16 protein-coding genes and 1 pseudogene are annotated in these 22802 nt (G+C 54.1%); 13 read left to right on the forward strand and 4 right to left on the reverse strand.

The genetic code is table 11. The annotated features are described in order from the left end of the window. The first annotated feature begins 122 nt into the window (after nt 1–122). Nucleotides 123–1475, forward strand: a complete 1353-nt coding sequence (gene yegD, locus ACLJTG_RS05200) for a molecular chaperone (protein WP_000469629.1) — start codon at nt 123–125, stop codon at nt 1473–1475. Nucleotides 1476–1573: 98 nt separating this feature from the next. Here the strand turns inward: yegD and ibsA are convergent, their stop codons facing one another. Then, nucleotides 1574–1633, reverse strand: a complete 60-nt coding sequence (gene ibsA, locus ACLJTG_RS05205; protein ID WP_074430376.1) for a type I toxin-antitoxin system Ibs family toxin — start codon at nt 1631–1633, stop codon at nt 1574–1576. Nucleotides 1634–1915: 282 nt separating this feature from the next. Between ibsA and mdtA the strand changes: the two genes are divergently transcribed. From mdtA to ACLJTG_RS05260, 11 genes and pseudogenes are all read left to right on the forward strand, one after another. Then, entirely contained in the window at nt 1916–3157 is a 1242-nt protein-coding gene (gene mdtA, locus ACLJTG_RS05210) for a multidrug efflux RND transporter subunit MdtA (protein WP_000678811.1), read from the forward strand. Continuing rightward, nucleotides 3157–6279, forward strand: a complete 3123-nt coding sequence (gene mdtB, locus ACLJTG_RS05215; RefSeq protein ID WP_020437424.1) for a multidrug efflux RND transporter permease subunit MdtB — start codon at nt 3157–3159, stop codon at nt 6277–6279. The genes mdtA and mdtB overlap by 1 nt, the downstream gene beginning before the upstream one ends. Next, entirely contained in the window at nt 6280–9360 is a 3081-nt protein-coding gene (gene mdtC, locus ACLJTG_RS05220) for a multidrug efflux RND transporter permease subunit MdtC (protein ID WP_001210075.1), read from the forward strand. Beyond that, complete coding sequence (locus ACLJTG_RS05225; protein WP_080071949.1) at nt 9357–10769, forward strand: MFS transporter; 1413 nt, start codon at nt 9357–9359, stop codon at nt 10767–10769. Before mdtC ends, ACLJTG_RS05225 begins: the two co-directional genes overlap by 4 nt. Next, entirely contained in the window at nt 10769–12172 is a 1404-nt protein-coding gene (baeS, locus tag ACLJTG_RS05230; protein ID WP_000870075.1) for a two-component system sensor histidine kinase BaeS, read from the forward strand. Before ACLJTG_RS05225 ends, baeS begins: the two co-directional genes overlap by 1 nt. Continuing rightward, nucleotides 12169–12891: a two-component system response regulator BaeR gene (baeR, locus tag ACLJTG_RS05235; RefSeq protein ID WP_000137854.1), complete on the forward strand. Its 723-nt coding sequence runs from the start codon at nt 12169–12171 to the stop codon at nt 12889–12891. Before baeS ends, baeR begins: the two co-directional genes overlap by 4 nt. A 268-nt stretch (nt 12892–13159) precedes the next feature. Continuing rightward, nucleotides 13160–14359 carry a cytoplasmic protein gene (locus ACLJTG_RS05240; protein WP_139761599.1) on the forward strand — a complete coding sequence of 400 codons (1200 nt, stop codon included), beginning with the start codon at nt 13160–13162 and terminating at the stop codon, nt 14357–14359. Beyond that, complete coding sequence (locus ACLJTG_RS05245) at nt 14359–15075, forward strand: DUF1266 domain-containing protein (RefSeq protein ID WP_000498587.1); 717 nt, start codon at nt 14359–14361, stop codon at nt 15073–15075. The genes ACLJTG_RS05240 and ACLJTG_RS05245 overlap by 1 nt, the downstream gene beginning before the upstream one ends. Nucleotides 15076–15085: 10 nt before the next feature. Then, entirely contained in the window at nt 15086–17197 is a 2112-nt protein-coding gene (locus ACLJTG_RS05250) for a DUF4034 domain-containing protein (protein ID WP_198898271.1), read from the forward strand. Between the two features lie 115 nt (nt 17198–17312). After that, entirely contained in the window at nt 17313–18674 is a 1362-nt protein-coding gene (gene yegQ / locus ACLJTG_RS05255; protein WP_001540403.1) for a tRNA 5-hydroxyuridine modification protein YegQ, read from the forward strand. Nucleotides 18675–19125: 451 nt separating this feature from the next. Then, nucleotides 19126–19305, forward strand: a pseudogene (locus tag ACLJTG_RS05260) (non-LEE encoded effector protein NleB); the annotation flags it as partial. Nucleotides 19306–19314: 9 nt separating this feature from the next. On the opposite strand, the gene ACLJTG_RS05265 reads toward ACLJTG_RS05260, so the two are convergent. Continuing rightward, nucleotides 19315–19731 carry a CesT family type III secretion system chaperone gene (locus tag ACLJTG_RS05265; protein ID WP_410958901.1) on the reverse strand — a complete coding sequence of 139 codons (417 nt, stop codon included), beginning with the start codon at nt 19729–19731 and terminating at the stop codon, nt 19315–19317. A gap of 121 nt (nt 19732–19852) precedes the next feature. Continuing rightward, nucleotides 19853–20188 (reverse strand): type III secretion system effector SteD, encoded by a 336-nt coding sequence (gene steD / locus ACLJTG_RS05270; protein ID WP_079951314.1) that lies wholly within the window; start codon nt 20186–20188, stop codon nt 19853–19855. Between the two features lie 570 nt (nt 20189–20758). Between steD and yegS the strand changes: the two genes are divergently transcribed. Beyond that, entirely contained in the window at nt 20759–21658 is a 900-nt protein-coding gene (gene yegS / locus ACLJTG_RS05275) for a lipid kinase YegS (RefSeq protein WP_001273393.1), read from the forward strand. 52 nt (nt 21659–21710) lie between these two features. Here the strand turns inward: yegS and fbaB are convergent, their stop codons facing one another. After that, on the reverse strand, nt 21711–22763 hold the full coding sequence (fbaB, locus tag ACLJTG_RS05280; protein WP_000129590.1) for a class I fructose-bisphosphate aldolase: 1053 nt from the start codon (nt 22761–22763) through the stop codon (nt 21711–21713). Between the last annotated feature and the right edge of the window lie 39 nt (nt 22764–22802).

The following is a 22802-nucleotide window of genomic DNA, read 5'->3' on the forward strand; positions in this document are numbered from 1 at the left end:
TTATTTGACCTTTCAGCATAAACGCTAATCGCACGTAACGCCTTGCTTTCATATTCCAGTTGTCGCCGCGACGACATTTCGCTAAAGTCACGCCCCTTCTTCACTGGCATGGGGATTTTAAGGTGTTTATCGGATTTGATTACGGTACGGCAAACTGCTCGGTCGCCATTATGCGCGACGGGCATCCACAGTTGCTGACAATGGAGAATAACAGCGCATTACTGCCGTCTATGCTGTGCGCGCCGACGCGCGAAGCGGTGAGCGAGTGGCTGTATCGCCATCATGATGTGCCGGCAACGGACGAAGAAACCCAGGCGCTGCTACGCCGCGCAATACGCTACAACCGCGAGGAAGATATTGAGGTTGGCGCGCAAAGCGTACAGTTTGGTCTGGCGTCGCTGGCGCACTATATTGACGATCCCCAGGAGGTCTGGTTTGTCAAATCGCCGAAATCCTTTTTAGGCGCCAGCGGCCTGAAACCGCAGCAGGTCGCGTTGTTTGAAGATTTGGTCTGCGCCATGATGGTACATATTCGTCATACGGCGCACAGCCAATTGCCGGAGGCCATTACCCAGGCAGTGATCGGTCGCCCGATCAACTTTCAGGGACTGGGCGGCGATGACGCGAACCGCCAGGCGCAGGGTATTCTGGAGCGGGCGGCAAAACGCGCCGGTTTTCAGGAGGTGGTATTCCAGTACGAACCGGTCGCTGCGGGCCTGGACTACGAGGCTACGCTGCGGGAAGAAAAGCGTGTGCTGGTCGTGGATATTGGCGGCGGCACCACCGACTGTTCCATGCTGCTGATGGGGCCGCAGTGGCGTCAGCGCGCCGATCGTGAAAACAGCCTGTTGGGGCACAGCGGTTGCCGCGTGGGCGGAAACGATCTGGATATCGCGCTGGCCTTTAAAAATCTGATGCCTTTGCTGGGCATGGGCGGCGAAACCGAAAAAGGTATCGCCCTGCCGGTGCTGCCGTGGTGGAACGCCGTCGCGATTAACGACGTCCCGGCGCAAAGCGATTTTTACAGTAGCGCGAATGGTCGTCTGTTGAACGATTTGGTTCGCAACGCGCGTGAAGCAGACAAGGTCGCGTTGCTGCTCAAGGTCTGGCGTCAGCGGCTTAGCTACCGCCTGGTACGCTGCGCGGAAGAGAGCAAAATCGCCCTTTCCGGCCAGGCGGATGTTACGGCGAGGCTGCCATTTATCAGCGACGACCTGGCGGTCGCTATCAGCCAGCAAGGACTGGAAGCGGCGCTGGATCAACCGCTGACGCGCATTCTGGAACAGGTGCAACTGGCGCTGGACAGCGCGCAGGAAAAACCGGATGTCATCTATCTGACCGGCGGCAGCGCCCGTTCGCCATTGATTAAAAAAGCGCTTTCCGAACAGCTACCGGGCATACCCGTCGCTGGCGGCGATGATTTCGGCTCCGTCACCGCAGGACTGGCGCGCTGGGCGGAGGTCGTTTTCCGCTAAGCGCCTCGCAAGCCCAGCGCTGATGGATTGACATTATTTTTGATGTGGCTTAACGTCAGGAGTGAGGGTAAGGGAGGATTCCTCCTCCCCCTGGTGTCTTAGTAAGCCTGGAAGCTAATCACTAAGAGTATCACCAGTATGATGACTAACTTCATCATAACCCTTTCCTTATTTTGGCCCCTTCCTCGGGAGGGGCTTTCCCGTTTCAGCGTCCTGCTGAAATCGGTGGCTTACCTTCATTGCCGTGCCGCCACTTTACCGCACTCCGGCGCGTTAACGATTTTCACCGATGAGAGTTGCGTAGCGCCTCGCAAAGCGGGTCGCCATTCAGAATAATCCCGACCGTGTTCCATAATTCCTCCATTTTTCTCCCTTCCCTGCTGACTACAATAGAGGGAGCAACATTCCGCAAAACGTTTCAGGATGAGAAACTTATACCGATGAAAGGCAGTAATACTTTCCGCTGGGCAATCGCGATTGGGGTTGTAGTGGCCGCCGCCGCATTCTGGTTCTGGCATAGCCGTAGCGAAAGCCCGACCGCCGCGCCGGGCGTCGCCGCGCAAGCGCCGCATACCGCCGCCGCAGGTCGCCGCGGTATGCGCGACGGCCCTCTGGCGCCGGTACAGGCCGCGACCGCGACCACGCAGGCCGTACCGCGCTATCTGAGCGGGCTGGGTACCGTGACCGCAGCGAATACCGTTACGGTGCGTAGCCGCGTGGATGGTCAACTCATCGCCCTGCACTTTCAGGAAGGTCAGCAGGTCAACGCAGGCGATCTGCTGGCGCAAATCGATCCCAGCCAGTTTAAGGTCGCCCTGGCGCAGGCTCAGGGACAGTTGGCGAAAGATAACGCTACGCTGGCGAATGCGCGTCGTGATCTGGCGCGCTATCAGCAACTGGCAAAAACCAATCTGGTTTCTCGTCAGGAACTGGATGCGCAACAGGCGCTGGTCAACGAAACCCAGGGAACCATTAAAGCGGATGAAGCCAATGTCGCCAGCGCGCAGTTACAGCTCGACTGGAGTCGTATCACGGCCCCGGTCTCGGGACGCGTGGGTCTGAAACAGGTGGATGTCGGCAACCAGATTTCCAGCAGCGATACCGCAGGTATTGTCGTCATTACGCAAACGCACCCGATTGATCTCATTTTTACTCTGCCGGAAAGCGATATCGCGACCGTAGTTCAGGCACAGAAAGCGGGGAAAGCGCTGGTCGTAGAAGCCTGGGATCGGACTAACTCGCACAAATTGAGCGAAGGTGTGTTGCTCAGTCTGGACAACCAGATTGATCCCACGACGGGAACGATCAAAATTAAAGCGCGCTTTACCAATCAGGACGATACGCTATTCCCCAATCAATTTGTGAACGCCCGGATGCTGGTCGATACCGAACAAAATGCCGTTGTGGTGCCTGCCGCGGCGGTGCAAATGGGCAATGAGGGCCACTTTGTGTGGGTGCTGAACGACGAAAATAACGTCAGCAAGAAGCGGGTAAAAATCGGTATTCAGGATAACCGAAACGTGGTGATCAGCGCAGGCTTATCGGCAGGCGATCGCGTCGTTACCGATGGTATTGATCGGCTGACGGAAGGCGCAAAAGTCGAGGTCGTTGAGCCGCAAACCACCGCGGCGGATGAAAAATCCCCTTCCCGCCATGAAGGTCAAAAAGGAGCGCGCGCCTGATGCAGGTATTACCTCCGGGCAGCACGGGCGGCCCCTCGCGTCTGTTTATTCTGCGCCCCGTGGCCACCACTCTGCTGATGGCGGCGATTTTACTCGCCGGGATTATCGGCTATCGCTTCCTGCCCGTCGCCGCTTTGCCGGAGGTCGACTACCCCACTATTCAGGTTGTTACGCTCTACCCTGGCGCCAGCCCGGATGTCATGACCTCCGCCGTCACCGCGCCGCTTGAGCGCCAGTTCGGCCAGATGTCAGGACTGAAGCAGATGTCGTCGCAAAGCTCCGGCGGCGCGTCGGTGGTGACGCTACAGTTTCAGTTGACGCTGCCGCTGGACGTTGCCGAGCAGGAAGTACAGGCGGCGATTAACGCAGCCACCAATTTATTGCCTTCCGACCTGCCGAATCCGCCGATTTATAGCAAAGTCAATCCGGCGGACCCGCCGATTATGACGCTTGCCGTCACCTCAAACGCGATGCCAATGACTCAGGTAGAGGACATGGTAGAAACCCGCGTGGCGCAGAAGATCTCGCAGGTCTCCGGCGTCGGACTGGTGACGCTTGCCGGCGGGCAGCGCCCTGCGGTACGCGTAAAACTGAATGCTCAGGCTGTCGCCGCGCTCGGTCTGACCAGCGAAACGGTCCGTACCGCAATTACCGGCGCCAACGTTAACTCGGCGAAAGGCAGTCTGGATGGCCCCGAACGGGCGGTGACGCTTTCTGCTAACGATCAGATGCAGTCTGCCGACGAATACCGCAGGCTTATCATCGCGTATCAAAACGGCGCGCCGGTACGGTTGGGCGATGTCGCCACCGTCGAACAGGGGGCGGAAAATAGCTGGCTCGGCGCATGGGCGAATCAAGCGCCGGCTATCGTGATGAACGTTCAACGCCAGCCCGGCGCCAATATCATTGCGACAGCGGACAGCATTCGCCAGATGCTGCCCCAGCTTACCGAAAGCCTGCCAAAATCGGTGAAGGTCACGGTCCTGTCCGATCGCACCACCAATATTCGCGCTTCCGTGCGCGATACCCAGTTTGAACTGATGCTGGCGATCGCGCTGGTCGTCATGATTATCTATCTGTTTTTACGTAATATTCCCGCCACAATTATTCCCGGCGTCGCCGTACCGCTGTCGCTTATCGGCACCTTTGCGGTGATGGTGTTTTTGGATTTTTCCATTAATAACCTGACGCTGATGGCGCTCACTATCGCCACGGGTTTCGTGGTGGACGATGCGATTGTGGTGATCGAGAACATCTCGCGCTACATCGAAAAAGGAGAAAAACCGCTGGCGGCGGCGCTCAAAGGCGCGGGCGAAATCGGCTTTACCATTATTTCCCTCACCTTTTCACTGATTGCGGTGCTGATCCCGTTGCTCTTTATGGGCGATATTGTTGGTCGACTGTTCCGCGAATTTGCGGTGACGTTGGCGGTAGCGATTTTAATCTCCGCCGTCGTCTCTTTGACGCTCACGCCCATGATGTGCGCGCGTATGCTCAGCCAGCAGTCTCTGCGTAAACAAAACCGCTTTTCCCGCGCCTGCGAGCGGATGTTTGACCGCGTGATCGCCAGCTACGGACGTGGATTAGCGAAAGTGCTCAACCATCCGTGGCTTACATTGAGCGTGGCATTCGCCACGCTCCTGCTCAGCGTTATGCTGTGGATAGTCATTCCGAAAGGGTTCTTTCCGGTACAGGATAACGGCATTATCCAGGGAACGCTGCAGGCGCCGCAATCGTCATCGTATGCCAGTATGGCGCAACGTCAGCGCCAGGTGGCGGAGCGGATATTACAGGACCCGGCGGTGCAAAGCCTGACGACTTTTGTTGGCGTAGACGGCGCTAACCCCACGCTGAATAGCGCGCGCCTGCAAATTAACCTCAAGCCGCTGGATGCGCGTGATGACCGCGTGCAGCAGGTGATCTCCCGGCTGCAAACCGCCGTGGCGACGATTCCCGGCGTGGCGCTGTATCTCCAGCCGACGCAGGATTTAACCATCGACACGCAGGTCAGCCGCACACAGTATCAGTTTACCCTGCAGGCCACGACGCTCGATGCGCTCAGCCACTGGGTGCCAAAACTGCAGAACGCGCTACAGTCGTTGCCACAGCTCTCTGAGGTAAGCAGCGACTGGCAAGATCGGGGATTAGCGGCCTGGGTGAATGTCGACCGCGACAGCGCCAGCCGTCTGGGTATCAGCATGGCGGATGTGGATAACGCGCTCTACAACGCGTTCGGACAACGCCTGATTTCAACGATTTATACCCAGGCGAACCAGTACCGTGTCGTGCTGGAACATAATACCGCCAGCATGCCGGGCCTGGCGGCGCTGGAGACGATTCGCCTGACGAGCCGCGACGGCGGCACCGTACCGCTCAGCGCGATTGCCCGCATTGAGCAGCGCTTCGCTCCGCTCTCTATCAATCATTTAGATCAGTTCCCGGTTACGACATTTTCGTTTAACGTGCCGGAGGGCTATTCGCTCGGCGATGCGGTGCAGGCGATTCTCGATACGGAAAAAACGCTCGCCCTGCCAGCGGATATTACAACGCAGTTTCAGGGCAGTACGCTCGCCTTCCAGGCGGCGCTGGGCAGCACCGTCTGGCTTATTGTCGCCGCCGTGGTGGCGATGTATATCGTGCTCGGCGTGCTGTATGAGAGTTTTATCCATCCGATCACGATTCTCTCAACGCTGCCGACGGCGGGCGTCGGCGCGCTGCTGGCGCTGATCATCGCTGGTAGCGAGCTCGATATTATCGCCATTATCGGCATTATTTTGCTGATCGGCATCGTGAAGAAAAACGCCATCATGATGATTGACTTCGCCCTCGCCGCTGAACGCGAACAGGGGATGAGTCCGCGCGACGCTATCTTCCAGGCCTGTCTGCTGCGTTTTCGACCGATTCTGATGACCACGCTGGCGGCGTTGCTCGGGGCATTGCCATTAATGTTGAGTACCGGCGTTGGCGCGGAATTACGTCGCCCGTTGGGGATCGCGATGGTGGGCGGCCTACTGGTCAGCCAGGTATTAACTCTGTTTACCACTCCGGTGATTTATCTCCTGTTTGACCGCCTGTCGCTGTACGTGAAAAGTCGCTTTCCGCGCCATAAAGAGGAGGCGTAGATGCGCTTTTTCGCCCTTTTCATCTACCGCCCGGTCGCCACCATTTTGATTGCCGCCGCCATTACGCTGTGCGGCATTCTGGGCTTTCGTCTGCTGCCGGTCGCCCCGCTGCCGCAGGTCGATTTCCCGGTGATTATGGTTAGCGCCTCGCTGCCGGGCGCCTCGCCGGAAACCATGGCTTCGTCGGTGGCGACGCCGTTGGAACGCTCTTTGGGACGCATTGCAGGCGTCAATGAAATGACCTCCAGCAGCTCGCTCGGCAGTACACGCATTATTCTCGAATTTAATTTCGATCGTGATATTAACGGCGCGGCGCGCGACGTGCAGGCCGCCATTAACGCCGCGCAAAGCTTGTTGCCAGGCGGAATGCCCAGCCGCCCGACTTATCGCAAGGCCAACCCGTCCGACGCGCCGATTATGATTTTAACGCTTACCTCGGAGAGCTGGTCACAGGGCAAACTGTATGATTTCGCCTCTACCCAACTGGCGCAAACCATCGCGCAAATTGACGGCGTCGGCGATGTTGACGTCGGCGGCAGCTCCCTGCCCGCAGTACGTGTAGGCTTAAACCCGCAGGCGCTCTTTAACCAGGGCGTCTCGCTGGATGAGGTCCGCGAAGCGATCGACAGCGCCAACGTACGCCGACCGCAAGGCGCAATTGAAGATAGCGTCCACCGCTGGCAAATCCAGACCAACGACGAACTGAAAACCGCCGCCGAATATCAGCCGCTGATTATTCACTATAACAACGGCGCGGCGGTACGCCTGGGCGACGTCGCCAGCGTCACCGACTCGGTGCAGGATGTCCGTAACGCCGGGATGACGAACGCTAAACCCGCTATTTTGTTGATGATCCGCAAGCTGCCGGAGGCCAATATTATTCAGACGGTCGACGGCATCCGGGCAAAACTGCCGGAACTGCGGGCAATGATCCCCGCCGCTATCGATTTACAAATCGCCCAGGATCGTTCGCCGACGATTCGCGCATCGCTGCAAGAGGTAGAAGAGACACTGGCTATCTCTGTTGCGCTGGTGATCCTGGTGGTGTTTTTATTCCTGCGCTCCGGGCGCGCCACGCTAATTCCCGCCGTCGCCGTTCCCGTTTCGCTCATCGGCACCTTCGCCGCCATGTATCTGTGCGGCTTCAGCCTCAACAATCTGTCGCTGATGGCGCTGACTATCGCGACCGGATTTGTCGTTGATGATGCCATTGTGGTGCTGGAAAATATCGCCCGCCATCTGGAGGCGGGAATGAAACCTTTGCAGGCGGCATTACAGGGTACGCGAGAAGTTGGGTTTACGGTCATCTCCATGAGTCTGTCGCTGGTGGCGGTATTTCTGCCGCTGCTGTTAATGGGCGGCCTGCCAGGACGATTATTACGGGAATTCGCCGTTACCCTCTCGGTGGCGATTGGCATTTCGCTGGTGGTCTCGCTCACACTGACGCCGATGATGTGCGGCTGGATGCTTAAATCAAGCAAACCGCGCACCCAACCGCGTAAACGGGGCGTTGGCCGTTTGCTGGTCGCCTTGCAACAGGGTTACGGCACGTCATTAAAATGGGTGCTTAACCATACGCGTCTTGTCGGTGTGGTTTTTCTTGGCACCGTTGCGCTGAACATCTGGCTTTATATCGCCATCCCTAAAACATTCTTTCCGGAGCAGGACACCGGCGTGTTGATGGGCGGTATTCAGGCTGACCAGAGCATCTCTTTCCAGGCCATGCGCGGCAAGCTGCAGGATTTTATGAAAATTATTCGCGACGATCCGGCGGTGAATAATGTCACTGGTTTTACCGGCGGCTCGCGGGTGAATAGCGGCATGATGTTTATTACGCTGAAGCCGCGCGGCGAACGCAAAGAGACGGCGCAGCAAATCATTGATCGACTGCGGGTCAAACTGGCAAAAGAACCCGGCGCCAGGCTGTTTCTGATGGCGGTACAGGATATTCGCGTCGGCGGGCGGCAGGCTAACGCCAGTTACCAATATACGTTGCTGTCTGACTCTCTGGCGGCGCTGCGCGAGTGGGAGCCGAAAATACGCAAAGCGCTCTCGGCCCTGCCGCAACTGGCGGACGTAAACTCCGACCAGCAGGATAACGGCGCTGAGATGAACCTTATCTACGACCGCGACACCATGTCACGACTGGGTATTGATGTTCAGGCCGCAAACAGTCTGTTAAATAATGCTTTCGGCCAGCGGCAAATTTCCACCATTTATCAGCCGATGAACCAGTATAAAGTGGTGATGGAAGTCGATCCGCGCTATAGCCAGGATATCAGCGCGCTGGAGAAAATGTTTGTTATCAACCGCGACGGAAAAGCGATCCCCCTCTCTTATTTCGCCCAATGGCGGCCCGCCAATGCGCCGCTGTCGGTGAACCATCAGGGACTTTCCGCGGCGTCCACGATTGCCTTTAACCTGCCGACCGGCACATCGTTATCGCAGGCGACGGAGGCCATTAATCGCACCATGACGCAGCTTGGCGTCCCCCCGACGGTACGCGGCAGTTTTTCCGGAACGGCGCAAGTCTTCCAGCAGACCATGAATTCGCAGCTTATTTTGATAGTGGCGGCGATCGCTACCGTCTACATTGTGCTGGGGATACTGTACGAAAGCTACGTCCATCCGCTGACCATTCTCTCTACTCTGCCATCGGCGGGCGTTGGGGCGCTTCTGGCGCTGGAACTCTTCAATGCCCCTTTCAGCCTAATCGCCCTGATAGGGATCATGCTATTAATTGGCATTGTGAAGAAAAACGCCATTATGATGGTCGATTTTGCGCTTGAAGCGCAACGAAGCGGCGGCCTGACGCCGGAACAAGCCATTTTCCAGGCCTGCTTGTTACGCTTCCGTCCAATAATGATGACCACGCTGGCGGCGCTGTTCGGCGCACTGCCATTGGTGTTATCTGGCGGAGACGGTTCGGAATTACGGCAGCCGTTGGGGATAACCATTGTCGGCGGTTTGGTCATGAGCCAGCTCCTGACGCTCTATACCACGCCGGTGGTGTACCTCTTTTTCGATCGTCTGCGGCTGCGTTTTTCGCGTAAAAATAGCAAACCGGTAGTAGAAATATGACAGAACTTCCTGACAATACCCGCTGGCAACTCTGGATTGTGGCATTCGGCTTTTTTATTCAGTCGCTGGATACCACCATCGTCAACACTGCGCTGCCCTCCATGGCGAAAAGCCTGGGGGAAAGCCCGCTGCATATGCACATGGTAGTGGTGTCATATGTTCTTACCGTCGCCGTAATGCTCCCCGCCAGCGGCTGGCTGGCAGATAAAATCGGCGTGCGTAATATCTTCTTTGCCGCCATTGTGCTGTTCACGCTGGGTTCGCTGTTTTGCGCCCTTTCCGGCACGCTTAATCAACTGGTATTAGCGCGGGTTTTACAAGGCGTAGGCGGCGCGATGATGGTGCCGGTCGGACGCCTGACGGTCATGAAAATCGTGCCGCGCGCGCAATATATGGCGGCGATGACCTTCGTCACCCTACCGGGACAGATCGGGCCGTTACTCGGCCCCGCGCTGGGCGGGGTGCTGGTGGAATATGCTTCATGGCACTGGATCTTTCTGATCAATATCCCGGTGGGAATTGTCGGCGCTATGGCGACCTTTATGCTGATGCCAAACTACACCATAGAGACCCGGCGCTTTGATCTGCCGGGGTTCCTGCTGTTAGCTATCGGCATGGCGGTACTCACGCTGGCGCTGGACGGTAGTAAAAGCATGGGGATCTCGCCCTGGACATTAGCCGGACTTGCTGCGGGCGGCGCGGCAGCCATTCTGCTCTATCTCTTCCATGCCAAAAAAAACTCAGGTGCGTTATTCAGCCTGCGATTGTTCCGCACGCCCACGTTTTCACTGGGGTTGCTGGGCAGTTTTGCCGGGCGTATCGGCAGCGGTATGCTGCCGTTTATGACGCCGGTCTTTTTACAAATTGGTCTTGGTTTTTCACCGTTTCATGCCGGTTTGATGATGATCCCCATGGTGCTGGGCAGCATGGGAATGAAGCGGATTGTGGTGCAGATAGTTAACCGTTTTGGCTATCGTCGGGTTCTGGTAGCGACCACGCTCGGACTGGCATTGGTTAGCCTGTTGTTTATGTCGGTCGCGCTGCTCGGCTGGTATTATCTCCTGCCGCTGGTACTGCTTTTGCAGGGAATGGTGAACTCGGCGCGCTTTTCTTCCATGAATACCTTAACGCTAAAAGACCTTCCCGATACGCTGGCCAGCAGCGGCAATAGCTTATTATCGATGATTATGCAGCTCTCGATGAGTATTGGCGTCACTATTGCCGGAATGCTGCTGGGTATGTTTGGCCAACAGCATATCGGGATAGACAGTAGCGCCACACATCACGTCTTTATGTACACCTGGTTATGTATGGCGGTTATTATCGCGCTACCGGCGATAATTTTTGCCCGCGTGCCGAACGATACACAGCAAAACATGGTCATTTCACGGCGTAAAAGGAGCCTGTAATGAAAGTCTGGCGGCCCGGAATCACCGGCAAGCTGTTTCTGGCGATTTTCGCCACCTGCATCGTGCTGCTGATCAGTATGCATTGGGCCGTGCGCGTCAGTTTTGAACGCGGATTTATTGACTATATCAAACACGGCAACGAGCAGCGGCTACAAATGCTGGGCGATGCGCTGGGCGACCAGTACCAGCAACACGGCAACTGGCGTTTTTTACGCAACAATGATCGCTTCGTTTTCCAGATTCTGCGTTCATTTGAGCATGACAACGACCGGGATAAACCCGGCCCCGGTATGCCGCCGCACGGTTGGCGCACCCAGTTCTGGGTCGTCGATCAAAATGGCCGGGTGCTGGTCGGCCCACGCGGTCCGGTGCCGCATGACGGTACTCGTCGGCCCATTCTGGTCAATGGCGCCGAAGTCGGCGCGGTTATCGCCTCTCCTGTCGAGCGGCTGACGCGCAATACGGATATTAATTTTGATAAGCAGCAGCGGCGCGCCAGTTGGATGATCGTGGCGTTATCAACGTTGCTGGCCGCGCTGGCGACGTTTTTGCTGGCGCGTGGCCTGCTCGCCCCGGTCAAACGGTTGGTCGAGGGTACGCACAGACTGGCGGCGGGGGATTTTACCACGCGCGTGACCCCAACCAGCGCCGATGAGCTGGGAAAACTGGCGCAGGATTTTAACCAGCTTGCCAGCACGCTGGAAAAAAACCAGCAGATGCGCCGCGACTTTATGGCGGATATTTCCCACGAACTGCGCACGCCGCTGGCGGTATTGCGCGGCGAACTGGAAGCCATTCAGGATGGCGTTCGCCAGTTCACGCCAGAATCGGTTACCTCGCTACAGGCGGAAGTCGGTACGCTTACCAAACTGGTTGACGACCTGCATCAGCTGTCGTTGTCTGACGAGGGCGCGCTGGCTTATCAAAAAACGACCGTCGATCTTGTTCCCCTGTTGGAAGTCGCTGGCGGCGCGTTCAGAGAGCGCTTTACCAGCCGGGGGCTAACGTTACATTACGCGTTGCCGGATAGTATGACCGTCTTCGGCGACCCGGATCGCCTGATGCAACTGTTTAATAATCTACTGGAAAACAGTCTGCGCTACACCGACAGCGGCGGCGGCCTGCATATTTCCGCCGAACAACGCGACAAATCATTATTCCTGACCTTTGCCGATTCTGCACCGGGCGTCAGCGATGAACAGTTACAAAAGCTTTTTGACCGTTTTTACCGCACGGAAGTGTCCCGTAACCGCGCCAGCGGCGGTTCTGGACTGGGGCTGGCGATATGCGTCAATATTGTACACGCGCATAACGGTCATCTTCACGCCGCTCATTCGCCTTTTGGCGGGGTTAGCATTACAGTAGAGTTACCGCTGGATCGCGATTTACAGAGAGAAGTATGACTGAATTACCCATTGATGAAAACACGCCGCGCATTTTGATTGTTGAAGATGAACCCAAGCTGGGACAGCTGCTTATTGACTACTTACGCGCGGCGAGTTACGCCCCCACGCTCATCAATCATGGCGACAAGGTACTGCCGTATGTGCGTCAAACGCCGCCGGATCTGATCCTGCTGGATCTGATGCTGCCGGGTACCGATGGTCTGACGCTATGCCGGGAGATTCGCCGTTTTTCCGACATCCCCATTGTGATGGTCACGGCCAAAATCGAAGAGATCGACCGGCTGCTGGGGCTGGAAATCGGCGCCGATGATTATATCTGTAAGCCTTACAGCCCGCGCGAAGTCGTGGCCCGCGTGAAAACCATTTTGCGCCGTTGTAAACCGCAGCGCGAACTCCAGCAGCAGGATGCCGAAAGCCCGTTAATGATTGATGAAAGCCGCTTTCAGGCCTCCTGGTGTGGTAAAGCGCTGGATTTAACCCCCGCTGAATTCCGCCTGCTAAAAACCTTATCGCTTGAACCGGGTAAAGTTTTTTCCCGCGAGCAGTTGCTAAACCACCTCTACGACGACTACCGTGTGGTGACCGATCGTACTATCGACAGCCACATTAAAAACCTGCGCCGTAAACTGGAATCGCTGGATGCCGAACAGTCATTTATCCGCGCGGTCTACGGGGTGGGATATCGCTGGGAAGCGGATGCGTGTCGCCTGGTATAATGATTATTGGCATAACAATAACAAGGTCGTAAGACGATATTTTCCGCCAACGCTATTCTGGCGGAATTAACACACAGTCCTCTTTCCTTTGGCCGAGCGGTATCCCGAAAACCACGACGAACGCGATCGGGGACAATAAATTATTTGGCCGCTCTTTTTAGTTTACCGATATACTGTGAGTAGTTTTTTAAACTTATTGCGCATTAATTCATTAAGTGAATCTAAAAATACATAAACATAATACCAGCTTAATTATACATGGATTTTTATGACAGAAACGTCATCTCACCGCTATAAACCACGCAATATAATAAATGCGCCAAATGTAAAATCGTCTATTTTTTCCCGGAGCCAACAACGCGGCGACAGCGAAATTATCCAGCGCTGGTTAAGCAACCATTTTTATCGTTGGATCATTGGTGACTTTCCTCATGTTTATCCTGTGCGCTCCGTCGCCGATTATGCCGTTTATTTTAGCGCTGATGCAGAAATCCCCGCCTGGCTGGCGCCAAAGCTGGGTGGCGATGAGCGCTTTTACTACCTTAACGTTCAGCACCCGCAACTTGTGGCGATGGAAAGAGATTTAGTGGAATTTCTTTCGCGTCAGGAAGGAACGCGGCTGGAAACTAAACTACAGCGTATCAACTGCTTTACCGTGCTGGCAATGCGCGAAGCGGAGCATCAAAAAATGCAGCGCCTGCGTGAACAAGGTTGGTATCCCTCCAACAGCGAGGCGCTAAAACCGGTGATGACGGTGAATAACGGCGTACTGGTTGAGCTTGATGCAACAAACCCCGGCCTGCGCAGTGAGATGGCGTATGAATCCTGGCATATGCAACACTGCGTCGGAGATTTTGATAATAAAGGCGCGCTTTCCGGCGGCTACGGCGATTACTACGCCCGGCAAATTGAACAACAGAAACTTCGCCTGTTCAGCCTGCGCGACGGCAATAATATTCCCCACGTCACAATAAGCCTGGTGGTTGGTAATAACGGCCTGAGCATTGATCAGATTAAAGGTAAGCAAAATCGCCATCCTATTAAGAAATATGCTAACGATGTTTTATCTCTGTTACGCCATCTGCAACCACTTCCTGAGCGCCACGCTGATTGCGAAGGGATGGGAATAGTTTATGAAGCAACGCCGGAATATTCAGGTTGGAAATTTATTACTCATATTCATGACCTCAATTTTCTGCTCAATGTGCTGCATGACAATTTTCATTTAATGGAACACTTCCCCACTCCCCCGGTAGCTTTACAGTGGCTGCTGCACAGCGCCCCGGAGGCGCTACGCTACCTTCAGGTTGTTGATCCTAACGTGGCGACAGCTGCGGAAATGCTGTTTCCGCAGCATGAATGGCATCCTACGCTTGCCGGGAAAAACACCAGTAGCGAACCTTTCGAAATTGAAAGCCTGACGCTACAAACCACGCGTTACCTTCCTGTCATCAAGGAGGTGCAATAATGTTCTGGATTGTTCTTATTATTGCCGCCCTATTTTTTAGCTGGCGCAACTACAAAAAAAACAAACCGCTGATTGCGGCCCGTATCGCCGAGGAGAAAGAAAAAGATCGCCTGAAAGACCTGCGTCGCGATACCCGACGGCGGCAATGGGCGCTGGCGCTAGCTGATATCCTCGCCCGGCGCAACGGGCTACCGATCAAAGGCGTTGAGCTGGTATTTAAACTTGACGATGACAAACGCCGCTATCTGGCGCAGCAGGTAAAAAAAGAGCTGGGCTTGAGCGAAAACCTCGACGGCGCGGCGTTACGCCACAAGGTTGAGGATATCTTACGCCGCTGGCCTGCGGGCATCGGCAGCTCGCCGCGCACGTTTTATCATCATCTGGCGGCCCAAGGCCAGGTCCGCGACGCGCTGGCTTTCGACTGCATGCGAACCGCCTTTCTGACCCGCTGTATCGCCGGGCTCGGCTGGTGTAACGAAAACGAGGCCTGGCTGGTGCTATTGCTCAACGCCCAGCGCGCTCAGGACTGTTTTGATTCCTGGGAGGATTACGCCACCGCCTACGTTCGTGCCCGCCGGGTATGGCTCACGCTACGTGACACGCCAACAGCGCTTGCCGGACGGGATTTACAGGAAGCCACCCATTATCTGCAAGACCCTGTCAGCCGCTGGCGACAACTGCCGTGGAATGAATTCAAAATTTTCGAGCCGATTTAAAGGACTATTTATGGAACAGGATGATCGTCTGCTCAACGCTATGTTTGAGATGTGCAACCACAAAAATCCCCTCAATGACGGGCAACGAGAGTGGCATATCGCCGATATTTCCGGCCTGCTGCGCGAAGAACGCTATGACGAACTGGACGAACGCTACAACCAGGCGCTGACGGAGAGCTTTACCAGCCGCGAAGCGGAAAAGCGCTATTTCTTCGCCTGGAATCAAATGGACAACCCTTTTTACGATATGGACACGCTGGTTGAGGCTGGGCCGCAAGGATTAGCGCTGATCAAAAACTGGCAGCGCGCCCGCCCCCGCTCCACTCACGCCTGGCTTGCCGAGGCGCAATACTGGAATCACCGTGCGTGGCTTTACCGCAGCTATGGCTGGGCGAGAGAAACCACCCGAGCGATGTGGATCTGCGCCGCCGCCTGCAACGAACGGATGGTCATCGCCGCGCTCAATGCTATCGACTGTGAACCGCGCCAGTGGATGGCGGCGGCCCTGACCAGCACCAACTCAAAAGTCTTCGGCCAGCCCGACTGGCTGGTTGAGTTCCTCGAGGGCGCGGATGTTGCCGGGCAGCCATTAATGGAGGATCTGGCTGAATATCATCGCCATTCACCGCAGGAGGTGGACGCGCTGATGGCCCATTCCGGGCTGTCGTTTGCCGACGCGGTTTGCCCAAATTTGCCGCGCCCGTCCGTGCTGCCGGAGTGCAATGACGATGCCGGGCAAAAATACTGGCTCACCGTCTGCCTGGCTATTTTCCCGACGGCATTTTACGTGCTGGATGAATATATCCCGTTTCGTATGCCGCGCTGGGGAGGGTCTCACGAGGAAATCCGCGAATTTCTGGAATCAAGCGTATGCGATCACCTTTCTGCCGCAGAACGTGAACATCTGGAGCTATTGATCTGGTGGGACGCTCACCGCGATCTGCGCATCAAAGAGGTTGACTCCCCGGCAGAACAGGAACGCATTATCGCCAAAGCCGAAGAGATTAGCCTGCGAGCGCATATCCAGGAATCTCGCCACAACGCGCTGAAGTGGCTGCGGGTCTGCTATAGCGATCTGGATGATAATGACGCGCTCTGGCGAACCCTTCAGCGTTCGATCGTGGAAAAAGTTAAGCTCAACAATTACTTCTTTGATGACACGATAAAGTTCGCCCTGCGCGATTTTCCTGACACCTGGTGGATGTATAATTTTCTCTGCCAGAATGCGCAGCAAACGGAATTCGCAGTGCCGAAAATCCGCCGTGGCTACTTTCAGTACGCCGGGCTATTGGGTTTCGAAAAGGATGAGGCGCAAGGCCTCGCCTGGCTCGATAGCGTCGCCGACATTCAATATAACCATAGCTGGCGGGCGGCGATTAAAAATTTCGACTGGTTCGAGCTCCCGGAACATTTCGTGCCGCTGGCAGAGCTGGGCGCACAAAGAAATATACCCGCCGCGCTAAACCTGCTGGGCCTTGAACACAATAATAAAGAGAACAACGGCCTACTACCTTACGATCCTGCCATCGCGTTAGGGTATTTTCAGCGCGCGGCGGAGATTTTGCACCGGCAGTTAGCGCTGCGCGAGAGCACCCCGTACAAATTAATAGATAACGGAGGCTATACCGACTATGAAAATGACCTACAAAATATTCATTTCAGCATCGGCGTCTGCAACCAGCGTCTGAGTAAACAAGAACCTGATACCGAAAAACGTTCCGCTTATGAAAAAGAACTACTCGATAATCTCTGGCTGGCGCATCAGTTCGGGCATAAAGAAGCCTGGGGCTTGTTCCTGCTGAATATTTTTGAAGTGAAGGATATTACGCTGGCGCATAAGCATCTGGAACTGGTGCAACAAGAGGCCAACAAAGGCACGCTACATGCTATGGTGACCCTATCGCGCCTGCACGGTAATAAACACGATCGAACGCTGTTTAATATGAAGCTAAGCGCACGCTGGGCGCATTTTGCCTTCACGCTTTACCCGGATAATGAAATCGTTATGGACTGCCTAGACCACCTGCATTTCGATTCTTTCTGGAAACGCTTTCGTTTCGCCTGGTATACCGTCCGTATCCCGAATTCAGAGCTGCCGGGACAGGTCAACTCAATGGTGTAAGGTGGTTTACTCCCCTCTCCCACGGCGCTACAATGCCCGCCCTTAAAGTGAGGACTCTCCTCAAGCCGCCTCATCAGGTGAGGCGGATCTGACCTGTCATCAGAACGAGAAAATGATGTTTAAACCAGAACTCCTTTCGCCGGCGGGAACGCTGAAAAATATGCGTTACGCTTTCGCTTACGGTGCCGATGCCGTCTATGCGGGCCAACCGCGCTACTCTTTACGCGTGCGTAATAACGAATTCAATCACGAAAATTTGCAGCTTGGCATCAACGAAGCCCACGCGCTCGGAAAAAAATTCTACGTGGTGGTGAACATCGCCCCGCATAACGCCAAGCTCAAAACCTTTATCCGTGACCTGAAACCCGTCGTCGAGATGGGCCCGGATGCGCTGATCATGTCCGATCCAGGGTTGATTATGCTGGTACGCGAGCACTTCCCGGCAATGCCGATTCACCTGTCGGTACAGGCTAATGCCGTAAACTGGGCGACGGTAAAATTCTGGCAGCAGATGGGGCTGACCCGTGTGATTCTCTCCCGCGAGCTGTCACTGGAAGAGATTGAGGAAATTCGCCAGCAGGTGCCGGATATGGAAATAGAAATTTTCGTCCACGGCGCGCTATGCATGGCCTATTCCGGCCGCTGCCTGCTTTCCGGCTACATCAATAAACGCGATCCGAATCAGGGCACCTGCACCAATGCCTGCCGTTGGGAATATAACGTGCAGGAAGGAAAAGAAGACGTTGTCGGCAACATCGTGCATAAGCATGAACCGATTCCGGTACAGAACGTTGAGCCGACGCTCGGTATCGGCGCGCCGACGGATAAAGTGTTTATGATAGAAGAGGCCCAAAGACCGGGCGAATACATGACCGCGTTCGAAGACGAGCATGGCACCTATATCATGAACTCAAAAGATTTGCGCGCTATCGCCCACGTGGAGCGCCTGACGAAAATGGGCGTCCACTCGCTGAAAATCGAAGGCCGCACCAAATCCTTTTATTACTGCGCCCGTACCGCGCAGGTCTACCGTAAGGCCATCGACGACGCCGCCGCGGGTAAACCCTTCGACCCTACGCTGCTGGAAACGCTGGAAGGTCTGGCTCATCGCGGCTATACCGAAGGTTTCCTGCGTCGCCATACGCACGACGATTACCAGAATTACGAGTACGGGTACTCCGTTTCCGAACGCCAGCAATTTGTCGGCGAGTTCACCGGTGAGCGTAAAGGCCAACTGGCGGCCGTGGCGGTGAAGAATAAATTCTCCGTTGGCGATAGTCTGGAGCTGATGACACCGCAGGGAAATATCAATTTCACCCTGGAACAGATGGAGAACGCCAAAGGAGACGCTATGCCGGTGGCACCCGGCGATGGCTATACCGTCTGGATGCCCGTCCCGCAGGACGTTACGCTGGATTACGCACTATTGATGCGTAATTTCTCAGGCGAATCAACGCGTAACCCCCATGGTAAGTAGTTAATTGCGGTTATTTTTTCATGGCGGGAAGATTCTTAGAAATTGATCACATACCGCTTCGCTCAATGCGGGTATTATTCAACGCGCTGAAAAACATAACCCATAAATGCTAGCTGTACCAGGAACCACCTCCTTGGCCTGCGTAATCTCCCTTACGCAGGCTTATTTTTTGCGTATAATCAATAAAAAAGTGGTACTTCCCGCCACATCCAAAAATTGACCACACTAACCAAAGCGCAAATGGGCGCTTAGGTTTAGAGACCTCCCCTATCCATTGCCAGCCAGCAAGTCACAATCCTCCCCGCATCCGGTCGGACTCAGGACTTAGCATTCTGACTTTTACGTTTAACATCAGTGAATTAAATCAATAACTGCTTTGTGAGAACTTACACAAAAAGTTTCCAGGTTATTAAATTAAGGTTAAAAACTGATAATTTAAGCGTGTAAAAATATGGCACGTTTTAATGCCGCTTTTACAAGGATTAAAATAATGTTTTCCCGGATTAGAGGTTTGATTTCATGTCAAAGTAATACTCAAACCATCGCACCTACGCTCAGTCCACCTTCATCAGGCCATGTAAGTTTTGCTGGGATTGATTATCCTCTATTGCCACCAGATCACCAAATCCCCTTCCCACCGTCACGTATAATCGGTATCCAGAGTTATTCCTTTATCCTGTAAAATGTGATACAGATTCTCCATTGATCTAATAACTACCTCAATTTCACTTTCAAGTTTCTCTACAGAACTTTCATTTAGTGAGAAGTTGAGAGCCAATAATAATGATTGTGAGTTATTATCATAACACAAATGTGGTCCATTATTCTCTGCAAACCATAAATTAGCATTGAGAAATTCAAAAGCAAGATTATTATTATCCGGAGGTTTTCCGCAAAAACCGTATATCATTATATACTCACTGTTAGTGCTTGTTAGTAAGATACGGTGACGGTTATCTATAATAAATGAGCATAATCTGTTTTCGTCAAAGGCAATTGAATCGGCATTTAATTTCAGTGAAAACTGTCTTAATAAGCGATCGGCTCTTGAATACATAACACCCCATACTCTATCTAAAGCGTTTCTATATAAGTCATAAGCCTCTGCTCTGGACGCGCAACACCCCGTGTCATCGTCAGAATTCGTCTTTTCCCTATGACTTGCTGTGTTTGCTCATTTATGGCCAGGCTGGCCGGGTTCTGACACCATTTGCGCTAAGGTATAGTCCGGCGCATATTCCCATCATACCAATCCCCCCTATGCCAAACGATGCGCCTAAAACCGTCAGGGCGGTAGTATATGTAGCACCACTACTGACACTGGCGACAGCCCCTGAGCATACCCCACTGAAAACACTTGTAAACAATGCAGAGGTTCCCAGACACATTAAACATCTGGGTTTATTGCCGTAAGCGTTAAACTCAACGATTTCAGCTACTGGTTTTTCGTCATTACCCCGTTCAGAAGGAGGGAGCAATGGCGTTTGCGCATTCACGCCTGAAGTGACATTCATATAAACCTCTTCATGCACATCCCTGTTTATGTTTATGTTTATGAGAAAAGTGATACCTCAGGCAACGGTACGACTATAAGACACCGCGCTAAGTCATCATCTAAATAGGTTTTATTTGATAACAAGAATAGTGTACTGCTAATAGTGCGTCTTGTTCCTGCCAAAGCAGTCTAAAGAACATTTCGATTTTATGCTATTAAAAAGTATGTTTGGTAATAAATATCAGGTTTTTATCTGATATTATGGTGTTTGAAATTAATACTGATAACTGACGTATGTTCGTCTTGTTAATTCTCCGTTTCGTTATCAAAGGCGCTATATCGGAAAGCGTCTGACTACCCCTTGTGATTTCCTTGCACTCTCACAAGCGCTACTCAATGCGCATACCGGCATCTCTCTTGTCGCCATTTGCCTTAAACCATGCTTCGCTTACCGCTGCGTACAGCAGGAAGAAAAACGGTAAAGCAATAAGTGCGCAACATTTCAATTTTCATCCTGTTCTGACCTCGCTTTTTCATTTCTGCTATACACTTTCTGGAGATTGTTGTTCAACCTATTAAGGCATAACGGATGGCTAACTTTCCCGCCAGCTTACTGATCCTCAATGGCAAAAGCGCTGATAACCAGCCGCTACGTGAGGCCATTACTCTACTTCGCGACGAAGGCATACAGATTCACGTTCGGGTAACCTGGGAAAAAGGCGACGCGCAGCGTTACGTTGATGAAGCCCGTAGACTGGGCGTTGAAACGGTGATTGCCGGCGGCGGAGACGGTACCATTAATGAAGTGTCGACCGCGCTCATCCAGATCCGCGACGGCGTAGCCCCTGCACTGGGCCTTTTGCCGCTCGGCACTGCCAACGATTTTGCCACCAGCGCCGGTATTCCTGAAGCGCTGGACAAAGCGCTGAAACTGGCGATTGCCGGAAACGCGATGGAAATTGATATGGCCAGGGTCAATGATAAAACCTGTTTTATCAATATGGCGACGGGCGGTTTTGGCACCCGCATTACCACCGAAACGCCGGAAAAACTTAAAGCCGCGTTGGGCGGCGTCTCCTATCTTATTCACGGTCTGATGAGAATGGATACGCTGACCCCTGACCGCTGCGAAATACGTGGCGAAAACTTTCACTGGCAGGGAGATGCGCTGGTGATCGGCATCGGCAACGGTCGTCAGGCCGGCGGCGGGCAGCAATTATGTCCCACCGCGCTGATTAACGACGGGCTGTTACAGCTACGGATTTTTACCGGCGAAGAACTGCTGCCGGCGCTGTTTTCCACACTCACGCAGTCAGATGACAATCCGAATATTATTGACGGCGCCTCAGCGTGGTTTGATATTCATGCACCGCATGAAATCACGTTCAATCTGGATGGCGAACCACTCAGCGGGCAAGAATTTCATATTGAGGTGCTGCCTGGCGCATTACGCTGTCGGCTGCCGCCAGACTGCCCGTTGCTACGTTAATAACACCAGTCGCTGGCCGGATGCGCTCACATCCGGCTTTTCTTCGTTGAACTCAGGCGATGGTGACTTTGCTATCCAGATAGACATCCTGTACGGCATTAATCAACTTCACGCCATCAGCCATCGATTTCTTAAAGGCTTTACGTCCCAGAATTAGCCCCATTCCACCGGCTCGTTTGTTGATCACCGCGGTACGAACCGCGTCGCCGAGATCAGTGTCACCGCCGTCCGCGCCGCCGGAGTTGATAAGCCCGGCGCGTCCCATATAGCAGTTCGCCAACTGGTAACGAACCAAATCAATCGGGTTATCGCTGGTCAGTTTGCTGTACACGCGATCGTCGGTATAGCCGAAGTTGACCGCTTTATAACCGCCATTATTCTCGGCCATTTTCTGTTTCACAATATCCGCACCAATCGTAGCGGCCAGATGGTTGGCTTGCCCCGTCAGGTCAGCGGATACATGGTAATCGACGCCGTCTTTTTTAAAGGAAGAATTACGCAGGTAAGCCCACAATACGGTCACCATACCCAGCTCATGCGCACGCTCAAAAGCGGCGGAGATCTCTTCAATCTGGCGACGGGACTGTTCCGAACCGAAATAGATCGTCGCGCCTACCGCCACGGCGCCCATATTGAACGCCTGCTCAACGCTGGCGTACAGGGTCTGATCGTACTCTGTCGGATAGCTCAATGTTTCGTTGTGATTCAGTTTGACCAAAAACGGAATACGGTGCGCATAGCGCCGTGAAACCGAGGCCAGTACGCCGTAGGTAGAGGCCACGCAGTTACAGCCGGCCTCAATCGCCAATTCAACAATATTTTTTGGGTCAAAGTAGCGCGGGTTGGCCGCAAAAGAAGCGCCGGCGGAGTGCTCCACTCCCTGATCGACGGGCAGTATCGAAAGGTATCCTGTTCCCGCCAGGCGTCCAGTATTATAGAGCGTCTGCATATTACGCAGAACGGCTGGTGGACGATTATTGTCAATCATCACCCGGTCAACGTAATCCTTGCCGGGTAGATAAAGCTGATCGGAAGGAATGGTCATACAACGATGCTGTAAAAGGCTGTCGGCGTCTTTGCCAAGCAACTGCGCAATATCAGTCATAGCTATGCTCCCGTAAGTTCCGATAGGGTATCGGAAGGT

It is taken from the genome of Salmonella sp. SAL00672 (assembly GCF_046552175.1).
GTDB lineage: Bacteria > Pseudomonadota > Gammaproteobacteria > Enterobacterales > Enterobacteriaceae > Salmonella > Salmonella enterica.